This is a genomic window from Autumnicola lenta (assembly GCF_031846515.1).
GTDB classification, from domain to species: Bacteria; Bacteroidota; Bacteroidia; order Flavobacteriales; family Flavobacteriaceae; genus Autumnicola; species Autumnicola lenta.
Window position 1 is genome coordinate 17,685 of record NZ_JAVRHO010000017.1, and the last position, 16,438, is coordinate 34,122.

Sequence of the window (16,438 nt, forward strand, 5' to 3'; positions counted from 1 at the left end):
CCTGTTAAAATGTATTGCCAAAACTGACAGAGGTAGACTAGATCGGGATTTAGCCCCGGTTGAAACATTATCAGGACTGGCCACGGAAATGTTTATTAAGCATCCGGAAAGATACGATACCGAGACCTTACGCTCTAAACTATATCGATTAGAAAAGATAGGAGTGAAAGAACTGGACCCACAAATAATAAAAGATATACTAGAAATAATCCCGGTGAAAAGAAACGACATGTTTAGGTACCCCAAAGATAAAAAGGTACTGTAAAATACTTTTTCCAGAAGTGCAATACGTTGCGCACCTCGTTCTTTTTACGCTTAACATTGATTACGCAAATGTCACGGCTATGTATTTTTGTAACGGGATTTCATATGTTACAAAAGCAAATTAATAATATCAAATCAGAAAATATGAGTTTATTAAGTACAAAAGATTTCGCAGAGTTGGCCGGTGTAAAACTGGCCACATTAAGACAACATGTAAGAAGAGAAAAAGTAGTAAAAACAGGCAACTATATAAATACAGAGCATCCTACTAATGCTATTTATCTCACAGACCAATGGTCAAAACATGGAAAACCTAACATGATTCCGAAAGAGACAATCACTGAAAAACCATCTATAGAAAATATAGCATTCGAAAATACGGATAAGTCCATAGCCCTAAAAGCTGCAGATTGGACACTACGTAAGAAAGAAGCCGATGCTCTAATATCTGAGAGAAGAGCACAAGAGTTATACTATAAAAATCAAAGATTACAAGGCAAGTTAATGCCTATAGAAATTGTAGAAAAAACCATGGTAATAAATATCCAGAGTGTATTTAGATCCTTCGAAGCTTCTGCGGAAAACATTGCATCTGTTTACAATGAAAGGCTTGGAGGAGATAGATCTTCTTTAACCGAAATGATTACCCGTATGAGAGAAGAACTGGAAAGGGCAATTAATACCGCAAAACGAAAATCCAGTGAGGAAATAAAAGCTTTGATGCAGGAATATTCCGTTACCAGGTCGAGAGGTGAGAAAAAATAAATTACAGCTGAAACTAAAAAAGAGTGCTTAATTCATCCTGTACGTACAAATGAGCGTACAGAAACCAAGCAACGCAAAGAAAAAAGCCTCTAAATCAACAAGATAAAGAGGCTCTAAGTACTCGGGACGGGACTTGAACCCGTACGGACGCATTGTCCATTGGATTTTAAGTCCAACGTGTCTACCAATTCCACCACCCGAGCGTGGAAATGTGAATAAAGAGCGAAAAACGGGATTCGAACCCGCGACCTCCACCTTGGCAAGGTGGCGCTCTACCAACTGAGCTATTTTCGCGTTTTGTCTTAAGAACTTACCACATTTTGTGTGGCTGCAAGTGTTAATTGCGGATGCAAATTTAATACAATTCCAATAATAGCAAAGAACTTTTTATAAAAATGACTAAAAAAAGTTAAACCTCAAATTTGCCAATTTTCGCCCTCGAGATAACCGCCTTCTGCTCAACAGATTGTTGCTAATTATTAATTGATCACTGTCAACTGGTCAGGCTTTGGTTTTCTGTTTGCTACTCAGCATCCTTTTTATCTCCGCCAACTTCATTAAAGCTTCTACGGGTGTAAGCGTATCGATGTCTATATGCAACAGTTCCTCCTTCAGCTCCTCCAGTAATGGGTCGTCCAGATTGAAAAAACTCAGCTGCATTTCATCTTCCGCAGATTTCTTCAGAATTTCTCCGGAATCTTCCATGGCATGGGATTTTTCCAGTTTTTTCAGTATTTTATTTGCGCGATGAAGAACCTGCTGCGGCATTCCTGCCATTTTTGCCACGTGAATCCCAAAGCTGTGCTCACTGCCACCCGGAACCAGTTTCCGTAGAAAAAGCACATTGTCTTTCAACTCCTTTACCGAAACATTAAAATTTTTAATCCTGGTAAAGGTTTCGCACATTTCATTCAATTCGTGGTAATGGGTAGCAAAAAGCGTCTTTGGCCGGGCAGGATGTTCGTGCAAATATTCGCTAATGGCCCAGGCGATGGAAATCCCGTCATAGGTACTGGTTCCACGGCCAATTTCATCCAGAAGCACCAGGCTTCGCTTGGAAATATTATTCAGAATATTCGCCGTTTCGTTCATCTCCACCATAAAAGTAGATTCGCCCATAGAAATATTATCGCTCGCTCCTACCCTGGTAAAAATCTTATCCACAAGCCCGATATTCGCAGCTTTTGCAGGCACAAAACTACCCATTTGCGCCAGCAGGACGATAAGCGCCGTCTGCCTTAAAATAGCCGACTTACCACTCATATTAGGGCCGGTGATCATAACAATCTGCTGATTTTCCCTGTCCAGCTGCACATTATTCGTGACATAATTCTCCCCGATTGGCAGCTGTTTTTCAATTACAGGATGCCGCCCTTCCTGGATGTCCAGTTCAAATTCATCTTCAATTACCGGCCTGCAATATTGCTCTGTTTTAGCCTGCTGCGCGAATGAAGACAAACAATCCAGGTGCGCCACCAGCTGCGCATTTTGCTGCACCGGCTGAATATATTCACTCATCCACAATACCAGCTTTCCAAAAAGCTCCTGCTCCAGCTGAAGGATTTTTTCTTCAGCACCAAGAATTTTTGCTTCGTATTCTTTCAGCTCTTCGGTGATATATCTTTCGGCATTTACCAGCGTTTGCTTACGCACCCAGGATTCCGGAACTTTATCTTTATGCGAATTGCGGACTTCAATATAATAGCCAAACACATTATTGCTGGCAATTTTTAGCGAAGTAATGCCTGTGGCTTTAGTCTCGCGCTCCAGCATATTGTTTAAATAATCCTTCCCCGAAAATGCCAATTTTCGCAGTTCATCAAGTTCTGCGGAAAAACCTTCAGCAATCACATTTCCTTTTTGAACATTTACCGGCGCGCTTTCCGCCAGGCTTTCTTTAATTTTCGACCGCAGTAAATCGCAGCTTTGCAGGTTATCGCCAATAATTTTCAGCGCCTCATTATCGCAGTCGGTTGCGATTTTTTTAATCGGAATTACGGCATCCAGGGAATGCTTTAACTGGTTTACTTCCCGCGGCGAAACTTTTCCTGTAGCAACTTTTGAAATCAACCTTTCCAGATCACTAATCTCTTTGATATGCTGCTGAACTTCAGCTAAAACTGAAGAATTCTGAATAAGAAACTCCACCACTTCGTGACGTTTCCTAATTTTTTCGCCATTTTTAAGCGGAAGGGCCAGCCAACGCTTCAGCAGCCTTCCTCCCATTGGAGAAATTGTTTTGTCGATCACATCCAGCAACGTCACCGCATTCATGGCGTTGGAATGATATAATTCCAGGTTCCTGATGGTAAAACGATCCATCCACACGTATTCTTCTTCAGCAATACGGCTAATGGCGGTTATATGCTGAAGTTTATGATGCTGGGTTTCGGCTAAATAATGTAAAATTGCGCCGGCAGAAATCACGCCTTCTTCCAGATGTTCCACCCCAAAACCTTTTAAGGATTTGGTCTGAAAATGAGAATTCAAGGTTTCTGTAGCGAAATCCTGCTTAAAAAGCCAGTCTTCCATATAGAAACAATGATAATCTTCGCCAAATTCGTTCGCAAAATCTTTTCTGAATTTCTTCTGAATAAGCACCTCACTCGGCCCAAAATTCTGAAGCAGTTTATCTATATATTCTGAAGTTCCCTGGGCTGTAAGAAATTCCCCCGTTGAAACATCCAGAAAAGAAATCCCGATATTCTTTTTCCCGAAGTGGATCGCGCAGAGAAAATTATTTGATTTGCTGCTCAGCACCTCATCGCTTAGTGCCACGCCGGGAGTCACCAATTCTGTCACTCCGCGCTTCACTATTTTTTTGGTCAATTTAGGATCTTCCAACTGGTCGCAAATCGCCACCCGCTGCCCCGCTTTTACCAACTTTGGCAGGTAATTATTCAGGGAATGGTGCGGAAAACCGGCAAGTTCTGTACGTTCCCCGCCGTTGTTACGGTTAGTAAGCACGATATTTAATATGCGTGCAGCTTTTACCGCGTCTTCGCCAAAAGTCTCGTAGAAATCCCCCACGCGAAACAACAACAAAGCATCAGGGTATTTTGCCTTTATGGCATTATACTGCTTCATTAAAGGGGTAACTTGCTGTGCTTTTTTGGCTGCCAAAATCGGGAATTTTAATTTCAGCTAAAATAAAGAATCGCAGGATTGATTAGAAAAGAATGCTTTGGAAGTTATTTATTTTTATTCACAGTACCCGATCAATTACTTTAAATGAAAAATTTAAAATTTTGAATTTCTGTGAACGACGAACCACAGACTAAGAACTAACAGAAACTTTTCCAACAGAGCCATTTTCTGAAGGAATCAGCTTAAATTCAAATTCCGGTTTTAGACCTTTTTCTTTTCTGTGCGAAACATAAACCACTGCGGTTTCCGTTTCAGCTGAAATAATATTGATAAGATTAGTGATTTTAAGAGCACTCTTATCGTCCAATGCTGAAGTTGGTTCATCCAGAATAAGCAACGGCGGATGCTTGATCATCGCCCTTGCAATAAGCAGCATACGTTGTTGCAGCAAAGGTAAATCTACAAACACTTTTTTTTCCTGATGCTCCAGTTGAAGCGTTTTTAGCCACTCCTTCGCCAATGCCAATTGCTTAAAACCCGGTCTTTGGTAAAGTCCGATGCTGTCCATTAATCCGGAAACTACCATTTCCAGTACTGTATTTCTCCTATTGAACAATTCGGTTAATGCCGGGGAGAAATAGCCGATTTTCTTCTTGATTTCCCAAACACTTTCCCCGCTGCCCTTTTTATTTCCGAATAAATACACGTTTTCACCATAAGCCTTTGGATTGTCTCCGTAAATCATGCTCAAAATGGTGGTTTTTCCAGACCCGTTTGGGCCGGTGAGTTTCCAGAATTGCCCTTTTTTAATCTCCCAGCTGATATTTGCCAAAATTGGTCGCTCTTCATAATTAACGGAAACCTTCTCCAGTTCCACCAGGACTTCAGGAACATTCTCAAATTCTGAAGGCGCTTCCGGAATGCTCTTTATCTTCGGAAATATTTCTTCGGAAGGTTTTTCAGCTAAGAATTCATCCAATATTATCGTTTTTTGCACTTTTCCGCCTTCCATAAGCAGAATTTCATCTATAAATGGCAAAATATCCTCTTTCCGCTTAAAGATCTGGATGATTTGAATAGTTTCAGATACTTTTTGGAGTCTGATCTTCAATTCTACGACCGATTCCTTATCTAAATTATCAAACGGACTATCCAAAATGAGAAAATCGGGGTTTTGCTTCAGCAGAAAGTTAAGCAAAGCCTTGCGTTTTTCTCCGCTGGAAAACGTGCGCAAAGACCGACCTTTAAAAATGGCAATTTTCGACCTCCCGTGTTTGTAGTCTTCCTCTATGAACTTATCCAGAACAGCTTCAGAAAAAACCACGCCGTTTGTAGAATTTAAATTAGGCAGAATCGCTTCGGTGTCTCCACTTAACAACTTTTGAGACCATTTTTGATTCCCTGAATCCTCCCCGCCATAAAGGGCGTAGTGTTTTATGCGCTTCATATTATATATTCTCCAAATTCTCTTCATTTAAAGCCTGCAGCCAATCGGCAAGCCTGTCTGTCCAGGATGACAAATAGCCTTTGCCAAGACCAAAAGAAAATCCGTGGCCACCTTCAGGATAAATATGCATTTCCACCGGAATATCTTTTGCTTTTAATGCTTCATAAAATCTCAGGCTGTTCTCCACCGGCACTGATTCATCATCTGTAGCATGAAGCAAAAAAGTTGGCGGCGTATTGGGTTTTACCTGTAATTCATTTGAAAAATTCTCAACTAAATCTTCGGAAGGATTTTCTCCGAGCAGCGCGTTTTTGGAGCCTTGATGCGTAAACTTTTCATCCATCGTAATTACCGGATAAATAAGCGCCATAAAATCTGGGCGTGCGTTTAAAGCGTCTACGGAATCTTTCTCAAAAGCACCCTCGTGGTCAAAATGAGTTCCCAAAGTCGAAGCCACATGCCCGCCAGCAGAAAAACCCATGATCCCGACTTTATTTTGATCGATGTTCCAATTATTAGCCTCGGAACGCACCAAACGCATTGCCCGTTGCACATCCTGCAAAGGAGCTTCGTGTCCAACTTTAACCGATTTTGAGCCGGGCAGCCTGTATTTTAGAACAATCCCCGCAATGCCTTTAGAATTTAACCATTTCGCAAAATCTGTCCCTTCCCAGTCGTAAGCAAGACCAGCATATCCACCGCCGGGAGCAATGACCACAGCCTGCCCGGTGGCTGTTTGCTTTGCAGGCAAATACACCGCAATATTTGGCTCCTGAACCTTAGTAACCCAGTTAAAGCCGTCTTTTTCAGATTTTTCCTTTTCTTCAGACTTCTGACTGTTAGGAATATTATTCGGCCATAAAGGAAGTGTTACATCTTGCGCCATAACAGAGGTTGTTGTTAAAATTAAAATTAATAAAAGAATATTTTTTTTCATATTTTTTGGTTGTCTGTTGTTTGTTGTTTGTTGTTTGTTGTTTGTTGCGCCAGAGGCTCATAATTTTGAATAAAAAAGATGTTCATATTACCTCTAACCTTCCCACTCTCTCCACTTCCTTTACACTTTTAAACTTTTAAACCTTGAACTCTTTTCAGACTTAAAGATTTTCAAAAAATGTCCAGATAAATAGTAAAGACCAGAGGCCGGTTCGCCACCAATTTTTGGAAACGAGATTATTAGTAATTCTTTCGCATGATTTATCAGGCCCAATAGAATTATGCAATGGCACAAAAATCAGGAAAGTCAGTAGCCAAATAATTATGATGAAAATAATACTGCCCGCGGTATAAATATCTATACGATTAAAAAATTGAACCACCGAAACCAGCACCTGGACGATCATTAAAGGTGCTACAATCACTGCAATGCGTTTTGTGTAGATTTTATGCCAGCTATTTAAATCTTCAGTTTTGTAGTGGCACATCCCCGGATACACTACCAACTGCACCATCCAGATTAGCACTAACATTCCAAAGTCTACCAATAGCCTTATCAGGTCAATATTCATTGAATTTTATCTTTAATTGAGATAGGGCCGCCTTTATTGATATCCCGCTGCCTGTAAATTAAACAATTCCGCATACAATTTATCGTTTTTCATCAATTCATGGTGCGTTCCAATTTCCAGCACATCGCCGTCTTTTAAAACCATAATCCTGTCGGCAATTCTTACTGTACTAAACCTGTGGGAAATAATTACGGCGGTTTTTCCTTCGGTTAATTTAATAAATCTATCGAAAGCTTCAGTTTCTGCACGGGCATCTAAAGCCGAAGTTGGCTCGTCTAAAATTAAAACCTCAGCATCTTTCATATAAGCTCTGGCAATCGCAATTTTTTGCCACTGCCCACCGGAAAGGTCTTTTCCATTCTTAAATCGTTTCCCAAGCTGCTGATTGTAACCCATAGGAAATTCTGAGACCACCTCTAAGGCCAGGCTTTTTTCTGCGGCGCCATCTAATCTTTCCTGGTTATGGATTTCTTCAATAGCACCCATGGCGATATTTTCGCGCAGCGTTAATTCAAACTTTACAAAATCCTGGAAGATTACCCCAAAATACTGTTGATATTCGCTCTGTTTATATTGTTTCACCGGAACGCCATCCAACAGGATTTCTCCTTCGGTAGGTTCATAAAACCTCAACAGTAATTTGATTAGCGTCGTTTTTCCGGCGCCGTTTTCCCCAACAAAAGCAAGTTTTTCACCAGCCTTCAGTTGAAAATTGATGTTTCTGACCACCCACATTTCAGATTTTGGATATTTAAAGCCGACATTCTTAAATTCAAATCCCTTCTTGATTTTCTTCGGCAAAGGCAGTTTCCCTTCCGAAGAATTTTCCGCATAAGTAAGATCAAGAAATTCAAAATAATCCTGAAGGTATAAAGCGCTCTCGGTAATTGCCGTAAAGCGGGTGAAAAATCCCTGTAGTTTGGAACGCAGCCGGTTAAATGATCCGGAAAGAAAAGTAAGGTCGCCGAGCGTAAACACACCTGCCACGGTTCTGAAGATTATAAAAACATACGCGCCGTAATAGGCCGAAGTACCGATCACGTTAAAAAAAGAACCCCAGCCTGCACGTTCTTTTGCCAGTTTTTTACTCTGCGTATAATACGTATCGGATAAGTTTTTAAACCGGTTCGCGAGATAATCTGAGAGTCCGAACAATTTCACCTCTTTCGCGGTAACATCACTGGCACCGGCATAACGCAGATAATCAAGTTCCCGCCGTTCCTGGGTCCAGCTGCGGGCGAGGGAATAACTGGTGCCGCTGAATTTAATTTCATTAATAATGGTGGGAATTATGGAAACGACCAGCAAAATAATCAGCCAGGGCTCAAAAGCCACAACTCCACCCAGCAAAGACAGGATCACGACCACATCTTCACCCTGCGTGAGAATGTTGGACATCAAACCAACACGGCCGGTAGTCTGCTGCCTCGCCCGCTCCAGCTTATCGTAAAACTCTGAATCTTCGAGTTGGTCCAGATTTAATTCCGATGTTTTTTTTATGATTTTGACCGAAGTATTTATGGAATATTGATCGCCTAGCAGTCCGTCGCTCAAACTTATTCCGCGACTAATCAAATCTGAAATTACCGCCAGTCCGAATTCGACTGCGACTAAAATCCAAAGCCGTTCAAGATCTTTTTCTTCCGCAGCGATCTGCAGTACAACTTCATCTATAATGAGTTTCCCGACATAAAGAATAAGTACCGGCAAAAAAGCATTAACTACGCGGCATAGCAGGTTGGCATAGAAAAGCGCCGGATTCACTTTCCTGATTTCTTTAAAAAACCTGGGAACGAACTTTAGGGAAGCAAAACTCTCCCTTAAATTAATTTTGTTGGGCTCTAACGATTTTTTCTTTGGCGGCAATTTTTTACTGCAATTTAAGAACTAAAATGATACCCACGAAACTCTCAGAAATGAATACCCCAGACTTAAATATAAGAATTTTCTTTCCAAAATTTTTAATCATCTCCATTTCAAGCATAAAACCTGATTAATGTGGCCATTACTCGATATTTGTTTCGCGTCGGCACTTGAAATTAAATTCTCTTAAAATTTTAACATGCACTTTATCGATTATTTTTGCCTATAAACGAATTAAGTCACTTATTGCATCAGTTTTTAGCCGAAACTAACTGTTGATCGCCCCAAACTCAGGCAGAAATAATGATGACTATGATCGAAAGAAATATTTATTTACAGAGCTTCAAAAAGATCCCGCTAAAATTGTTAAGCTTGGTTCTACTAACCTTTCTTACTCTTTCCTGCTCCAAAGATGAGCCTGAAATCTTCTCCAAAGAATTAACCGAAAAGATTAACCCAGGCACCACTTCAATTTATAAGGGAATCTTCGCCACATATAATTCTAAAGCAAGAGGAATATTTGATCTGAAAATTCCTGCAGGTGTTAAGAACTTGTCCTCTCTAAAAGAAAATGCCGTTGGAAAAATAACCACGCACACAGGAGAGATTTATGAAGCACAACTGGTAAGTCTTACGGAAGAAAACAAAAGTCACGATTTTAAACTGGAGTTTGATTCCCAGGATTTCTCCTTTACTTTTAATTTAGATGATAATGAAGAGCCGGTGATTTCGAATGTGGTTTTCAAAGATCAGTCAGGTTCTATAGTAGCCAGTGAAAGTACCGAACATAATTCGGTTACACCTATTACCGGGACCTACCAATGCACCAATTGTGAAGAAAAAGATTCTATTAATGGAATTCCTTTAAACAATGATGAAAGAATTTTCAATATGATGCTAACGACTGCAGACGGTACCAGTAAAGTCACCATTCAGGCTGTTTTGGGTATTCTGTTAGACACCCAGGTGGTAATTGAGCAAACCTGCAGTACGAGCAACGACTATACTATCTGTGAATATACGAACGGTATTTACACCAATAGTTCAGTAGAATGGAACGGAATACACAGGTTTAAAAACGAATCTTCCGGAGATCCCTGTTCTACAATTTCCGGAGATATTGCGTTTAAATCAATCGATCAGGGGATTATCGAGGGCTTTTTCTCCAGTGACAGCGATTGCCCATCTACAACGTATTATGTAAGTGCTGAAGGCGACGACAGCAGAAATGGCTTATCCTCCAACAGTGCCTGGAAAAACATATCCATGATAAATGATATAGACCTGCAGCCGGGAGACCAGGTACTCTTCGAAGGCGGCCAGGTTCACAACGGCAACTTATATTTAGATAGTAATGATGCCAATAATCCAGCGAATCCTGTCCTTATAGGATCCTACGGAACAGGACGAGCGACTATAAATGCCGGAGACGAATTTGGAATTTATGCCTATAATACCGCAGGAATTAAAGTGAATAATCTCGTTGTAGCCGGAAGCGGAGCTGAAACAAATACCAAAGATGGTATTACATTTTATAATGATCTTCCCGGAGACGTAACGCTGGATTTTGTGGAAGTAACTGATTGTGAAATTTACGGCTTTAGAAAATCCGGAATTACTATTGGAGCTTATAATGGAAACTCCGGTTTCAGTAATGTCTTAATAGAAAACAATAAGGTCCATGACTGTCTTGATAAAGGCATAACTTCTTACGGATATTTTTCTTCCACTAAAACCGGTTATGCCCACTCGAATATAATTGTAAGAAATTGCGAAGTCTACAATATTACGGGATATAGTAAAAATTCACATTCCGGGAACGGCATTGTGTTATCAGACGTTCAAAATTCTGTCATAGAACAGTGCACAGTCTATAATTGCGGTAGTGGCAATACCAATTGCGGAGGTCCTGTAGGCATCTGGTATTGGGATGCAGACCAGGTAACTATTCAATATTGTGAAGCTTATAATATTAGCTCCGGCACAGGATGTGATGGAGGCGGCTTTGACCTCGATGGCGGCGTAACCAATGGGATTATGCAGTATAATTATTCTCATGATAATGATGGAGCAGGCTATCTAATTGGCCAGTTTACAGGAGCACGACCCATGAAAAATATAACTGTTCGCTATAACATCAGCCAGAATGATGCCGCCACCAACGGCGGAAGTGTCTATCTCTTCAACGGAAATGAGGTTATGCAGGACATTTACGTGTACAACAACACGCTTTACCTAAGTGAGAAAAGCAGTAATACCGCTGCCGCAAATATAAAGTACTCAAGTTGGTATCCTGTTAAGGATAATATCAATTTCTATAACAACATTTTGTATGCTGACAATGGTGCTGATCTGGTAAGCATTCCTTCTAATTACGACGGAAAATTTGCCGGTAATCTCTACTATTCTTCAGGTTCTTTCCAGTTAAAATTTCAGGGAACCTACTATAATTCTCTGGAAGATTTCCGCAGCACAGGAAATGAAATACATAATGAAGAACTTCTTGGCTATGAAGGCAAGCCATTACTGAATAACGCAGGGAAAGGCAGTACCATTGGATTCGGAAATGACTTGACAACTCTTGAAGCTTATAAATTGCAAACAACTTCCCCTGCAATTAACGAAGGAGTTGAATTACCTTTTAGTTCTGGTAATCACGGCTTCTTCGGAAATAAACTTTCTGAAAACACCTATCCCGATATTGGCGCTCATGTTAAATTAATAGAAACAACTAAAGCTACTCAAGGGAAAGCACCCCAACTTACCCTCTAGAGTAGTGAAAGGAAGCCTGCAGATATTACAAGCACTGCAAGCTTCCTCTTTAGTTTCCTTTAATTCCATATATTACAATATATATGTTCACCTTTAACCAATGCTGCTGGCTTCTAAAGCTTTCCTACATTCAAGAAACCCCAAATCCTGTTACTGCAATTTATTTTCGTTCTCCGGTTAAGAATATTTAATTTTGAACCATGGAAAACCGTAAACTTAGAAACAGCGAACTGGAGCGTAAATCTATAGAAGAATTTAAAGAGGCTAAGAAAACCCCAATTATCGTCATTCTCGACAACATACGAAGCCTTAATAACATTGGTTCTGTGTTTAGAACTGCAGATGCCTTCCTCATCGAAAAAATTTATCTCTGCGGAATAACTGCGAAACCACCACATAAAGACATTCAAAAAACTGCACTGGGCGCCACAGAAACAGTGGCATGGGAATATGTTGAAGATACCCTGGATGTGATCAAACGTCTCCAGCAAAACGATGTAAAAGTATTTTCTATTGAACAGGCCGAAGGCGCAGTAATGCTGAATGATTTCCAACCCGAAAGAGGAAAAACCTGCGCTGTGGTTTTTGGAAATGAAGTAAAAGGCGTAAAGCAGGCAGTGGTCTCTGCCAGTAACGGCATTATTGAAATTCCCCAGCTGGGCAGTAAACATTCCCTTAATATTTCTGTAAGCACCGGAGTTGTACTGTGGGATCTGTTTGTGAAAATTTCAGCAACTTCTTAATTGGCATTTAATCCTTTAAGCCAATAATTCCAGAATCTTTTAATTATCCCTACCAACCGGCACTTTTTTACAGGCCTTATCGAACAAATCCCCTTCTCTTCAAATAAAACTTATGCCGGCTTCAGGAGTTCTGAATTTTCTTATAATTCTATTACCGTTAGAAAAACATCTTCAAAACAGATTATACACTTAATCGATTATTTTTGTTTTTAAACCATAAATAATGTTTCTTTGTAAGTGTAAATTCCGACAGCATAGGATTACATTTAAGGTCCCCTCCGGAATTGACAGCTTCAAACATCTTAACCTACTACTGTTCACATGAGACAATTGTACACCATATTTTGTACTTTGGCTGTAATCAGCCTTAGCTCATGTACACCACAATTTCAAGGTGAAATGGAAGAAGCCTTGACTCAATTGGAGAACACATACTATATAAGTCCGCATGGTGATGATTCCAACAATGGAAATTCGCCTGAAGATGCCTGGAAGTCTATTGAGAAATTGAACAGTATAGATTTAGCGCCTGGAAGCGTTGTGCTTTTCGAGGGTGGGGAGGAATTCCCAGGCACCATTATTTTAGACCACAAAGATGCCAATAACCCTTCAAAACCAATAGAAATTACTACTTACGCCCAGGGAAAGGCCATGATCAGGGCAGGAAATGGATATGGTCTTAATGCTTACAACACCGGAGGCGTGTTAATCGACAATCTCATCTTTCAGGGAAACGGAATGTATACCAATTCTGATTCAGGCATTCAGTTTTATAATGACCTTGACGGCGATGTCAAACTGGAAAAAGTTGAAATCACCAATTGCGAGGTCTTCGGGTTCAGAAATTTTGGTATTGTAATAGGAGGATATAATGGCAATTCAGGCTATAAAAACGTGCTCATTGAAAACAATAAAATCCATGATATTCTTGATGTAGGAATATCTTCCTACGGATTTTTTTCAGCAAGTAAAAGAGGCTACGCCCATTCCAATATAAATGTAAGAAACTGCGAAGTTTATAACATTCCCGGGTACGATAAGCCCAAGCATTCCGGAAATGGGGTTGTTCTTTCAGATGTACAAAATTCTATTATAGAGTATACTACAGTTTATAACTGCGGTATTGGAAATACAAATTGTGGCGGACCTGTAGGTATCTGGTACTGGGATTCAGACCAAGTAACCATCCAGCATTGTGAAGCTTATAATATAAGTTCCGGTACTGGGTGTGATGGTGGTGGATTCGACCTGGACGGCGGGGTTACCAACGGCACAATGCAATATAATTATTCACATGATAACGACGGCGCTGGTTTTATGGCAGGACAGTTTAATGGCGCCAGACCAATGAAAAATATTATAATTAGGTACAACATCAGTCAAAATGATGCTGCTACCAACGGTGGCAGTGTATATCTTTTTAACGGCGGTTCCTCAAACACCATGAGCGATATTATTATTCACAACAACACTTTTTATATTGCTGAACAAAATACAAATACCTCAGCCGCAGCAGTTAAATTCAACACCTGGGAGCCCATTAATAATAATGTGCAAATAATGAACAACATTTTGTACACTAGCGGTGAAGCAGACCTTATTATCTTACCTTCCGGATATGCCGCTGAATTTAAGGGCAATCTCTATTTTGCTGAAGATAATTACAAAATCCAATACCAAGGCATTAATTATAGTTCACTTGCGGATTTCCGTAGTACAGGAAACGAAGTAGAAAATGGAATCGATTCAGGTCACCAGGGAGATCCTTTCCTGCTTAGACCGGGTAAAGGCGATGTAATTGGTTTTGGAAATACCCTTACCTCTTTAGAAGCCTATAAACTAAAAACCGGATCCCCGGCAATAAATGCTGGAATAGAACTTCCAGTGGACAAAGGTGTTATAGATTTTTTCGGAAACAGTCTTGTACAAATCCAATCTGAGGATATTGGTGCATATACCAGTTTTCAAACAGGAAAAACAGTAGCTACCCGGTAGGTTCTAATAACTTTTATAGGTAATCTTCACAAATCAATTTTCAACATCATTCTCTATTTCCGCCAATAAAGCAAGATAATCTTTACGGTTATTCACAAAATCTTTATCGGAAATATCTATGATCTGAACCTTCATTCCCGTTTGCGATTTAATAAAAGAAAGGTAAGATTTATTGATTTCCATTAGATATTCCGACTGAATGTTCTGCTCATAATCGCGGCCACGCTTTTTAATATTTTCGAGCAATCTGTCGGTATTCTGATACAGATAAATGTACAACTCAGGTTTCACCAGTTCCTTGTACATAAGATGGAACAGCTTATTGTACAGCAAATATTCATCTTCCTGAAGGGTGATTTTGGCAAATATCAGCGATTTAAAAACGTCGTAATCTGAAATCACAAAATCCTTAAAAAGATCGTATTGCGAAATATCATCAGAAAGTTGCTGGTAGCGATCTGCTAAAAATGACATTTCCAGCGAAAAAGCATAACGCTCCTTATCTTCATAAAATTTCGGTAAAAACGGATTATCTTTAAAACGCTCCAGAATCAGTTTTGCGTTGAAATCCTGGGAAATCATGGTGGAAAAACTTGTTTTTCCTGCGCCAATATTCCCTTCGACCGCTATATAATTGTAGTTTTTAAAGCTGTAATTTTTCTGCAGAAGTTTTAATTCTTCAGAAATTCGGTTTATTTCGGTTTTGTCTTTGGTCTGCTGAAGGAGTCCGGAAATTGTTTTTTTCAGAACCGGATGCATTTCTTTGGCAGCGATATCGTGTAAAGGCTGAAGTACAAATTTGCGGTTCTGCATTTCAGGATGCGGAATTTTCAGGTTTTCGGTTTCCATAACCTCATCCTCAAAAAGCAAAATATCGAGATCCAGCGTGCGGTTCTGGTAATTCCCTGAACCTGTTCTGCTACGGCCGGCTTCAGTTTCTATTTGTAATAATTTACGCAGCACCTCTTCCGAAGAAAATCGTGTAGCAACAGTAACGCAGGCATTAAGAAAAGAGTTTCCGTTAAAACCCCAGGCCGGAGTTTCATACACTTTAGAAATAGCTTTAACCTCCCCCACTTCTTCAAAAAGTCGATCTACAGCATCCTGCAAAAATAGAAAACGTTCGCCAACGTTGCTTCCCAGCGCAATATAGACTAATTTAGGGGAATTCAATGGAGAAAAGATTTAATAGGACCCGGTGAAAAATTTCACAGCAAATTAAGTAAAACAAAATCACATCTCCTTAATTTCGCCTCAAGTCTTTAAAAAAATAATGTAACGCAACTTCATATTAGAGACCAACTTTCAGCACAAAGGATTTATCTTATTCTGGGGGCTTTATTTATCGCTTCCCTGGTAGTTTCCAACCTCATTTTTCAGAAATATTTTTACTGGGATTTCTTCGGATTTTACACTTTTGAAATTTCCGTAGGGATTTTACCCTATCCTGTCACTTTTCTTATTACTGACATTATTAGTGAAGTTTATGGCAAACGCAAAGCCAACCAGATTGTAACTGCCGGAATTTTCGCCTCCTTTTTTTCCTTACTCATCATTTTTCTGGCAGACGCTGTTCCTGCCACAACATGGTCTCCTGTTGGCAACCAACTTTTCACAACAGTCTTTGGCGCCACTACCATTGCGGTTTTTGCTTCTATGGTAGCCTACCTCCTCGCCCAATATATCGACATTCAGCTGTTCCATTTCTGGAAAAAACTCACTAAAGGAAAACATTTATGGCTGCGGAATAATTTTTCAACTTTCCTGTCACAGTTCGTAGATACTTTTTCGGTCTTATTTTTGCTCTGTAGTTTCAATAAAATTGAATGGAACCTGTTTGGCGGATTGTTACTTAGCGGATTCCTTTTTAAAGTTCTGGTTGCCGCTTTAGACACTCCGTTTTTATACCTGGGTGTCTATGCACTTAGAAAAAAGTTTGGTCTGAAGCAAGGCGAAGAATTAAAAGATCCCGGACAGGATTTAAAAGTATAGTT

General features: G+C 40.0%; 11 protein-coding genes and 2 tRNA genes. 5 read left to right on the top strand and 8 right to left on the bottom strand.

Annotated features, from left to right (window positions below; genetic code table 11):
• Positions 1 to 408: 408 nt before the first annotated feature.
• Positions 409 to 1,029, top strand: coding sequence for a hypothetical protein (locus RM545_RS12320; protein ID WP_311495587.1), 621 nt, complete (start codon positions 409 to 411; stop codon positions 1,027 to 1,029).
• 118 nt (positions 1,030 to 1,147) lie between these two features.
• Here RM545_RS12320 and RM545_RS12325 read toward each other — a convergent pair.
• The 7 genes from RM545_RS12325 to RM545_RS12355 form a co-directional block, all read right to left on the bottom strand.
• Positions 1,148 to 1,232 (bottom strand) — tRNA-Leu (locus tag RM545_RS12325).
• An 18-nt stretch (positions 1,233 to 1,250) separates the two neighbouring features.
• Positions 1,251 to 1,323, bottom strand: a tRNA-Gly gene (locus RM545_RS12330).
• Positions 1,324 to 1,530: 207 nt separating this feature from the next.
• The gene (gene mutS / locus RM545_RS12335) at positions 1,531 to 4,116 is read right to left on the bottom strand and encodes a DNA mismatch repair protein MutS (protein ID WP_311495629.1); all 2,586 of its coding nucleotides are present in this window, start codon (positions 4,114 to 4,116) and stop codon (positions 1,531 to 1,533) included.
• Between the two features lie 190 nt (positions 4,117 to 4,306).
• Positions 4,307 to 5,563 (bottom strand): ATP-binding cassette domain-containing protein, encoded by a 1,257-nt coding sequence (locus tag RM545_RS12340; protein ID WP_311495588.1) that lies wholly within the window; start codon positions 5,561 to 5,563, stop codon positions 4,307 to 4,309.
• A gap of 1 nt (position 5,564) precedes the next feature.
• Positions 5,565 to 6,449, bottom strand: coding sequence for an alpha/beta hydrolase (locus RM545_RS12345; protein WP_311495589.1), 885 nt, complete (start codon positions 6,447 to 6,449; stop codon positions 5,565 to 5,567).
• Between the two features lie 211 nt (positions 6,450 to 6,660).
• On the bottom strand, positions 6,661 to 7,071 hold the full coding sequence (locus RM545_RS12350; RefSeq protein WP_311495590.1) for a hypothetical protein: 411 nt from the start codon (positions 7,069 to 7,071) through the stop codon (positions 6,661 to 6,663).
• 33 nt (positions 7,072 to 7,104) lie between these two features.
• The gene (locus RM545_RS12355; RefSeq protein ID WP_311495591.1) at positions 7,105 to 8,937 is read right to left on the bottom strand and encodes an ABC transporter ATP-binding protein; all 1,833 of its coding nucleotides are present in this window, start codon (positions 8,935 to 8,937) and stop codon (positions 7,105 to 7,107) included.
• Between the two features lie 369 nt (positions 8,938 to 9,306).
• Here RM545_RS12355 and RM545_RS12360 point away from each other — a divergent pair, with 369 nt between their 5' ends.
• From RM545_RS12360 to RM545_RS12370, 3 genes are all read left to right on the top strand, one after another.
• A complete protein-coding gene (locus tag RM545_RS12360) occupies positions 9,307 to 11,706 on the top strand; it encodes a right-handed parallel beta-helix repeat-containing protein (protein WP_311495592.1) in 2,400 nt (799 codons plus the stop codon).
• Between the two features lie 200 nt (positions 11,707 to 11,906).
• Positions 11,907 to 12,449: an RNA methyltransferase gene (locus RM545_RS12365; protein WP_311495593.1), complete on the top strand. Its 543-nt coding sequence runs from the start codon at positions 11,907 to 11,909 to the stop codon at positions 12,447 to 12,449.
• Positions 12,450 to 12,770: 321 nt separating this feature from the next.
• Positions 12,771 to 14,444, top strand: coding sequence for a right-handed parallel beta-helix repeat-containing protein (locus tag RM545_RS12370; protein WP_311495594.1), 1,674 nt, complete (start codon positions 12,771 to 12,773; stop codon positions 14,442 to 14,444).
• Between the two features lie 33 nt (positions 14,445 to 14,477).
• Here the strand turns inward: RM545_RS12370 and folK are convergent, their stop codons facing one another.
• The gene (gene folK / locus RM545_RS12375) at positions 14,478 to 15,617 is read right to left on the bottom strand and encodes a 2-amino-4-hydroxy-6-hydroxymethyldihydropteridine diphosphokinase (RefSeq protein WP_311495595.1); all 1,140 of its coding nucleotides are present in this window, start codon (positions 15,615 to 15,617) and stop codon (positions 14,478 to 14,480) included.
• A gap of 117 nt (positions 15,618 to 15,734) precedes the next feature.
• Here folK and RM545_RS12380 point away from each other — a divergent pair, with 117 nt between their 5' ends.
• Positions 15,735 to 16,436 carry a queuosine precursor transporter gene (locus RM545_RS12380; protein ID WP_311495630.1) on the top strand — a complete coding sequence of 234 codons (702 nt, stop codon included), beginning with the start codon at positions 15,735 to 15,737 and terminating at the stop codon, positions 16,434 to 16,436.
• The last annotated feature ends 2 nt before the right edge of the window (positions 16,437 to 16,438 follow it).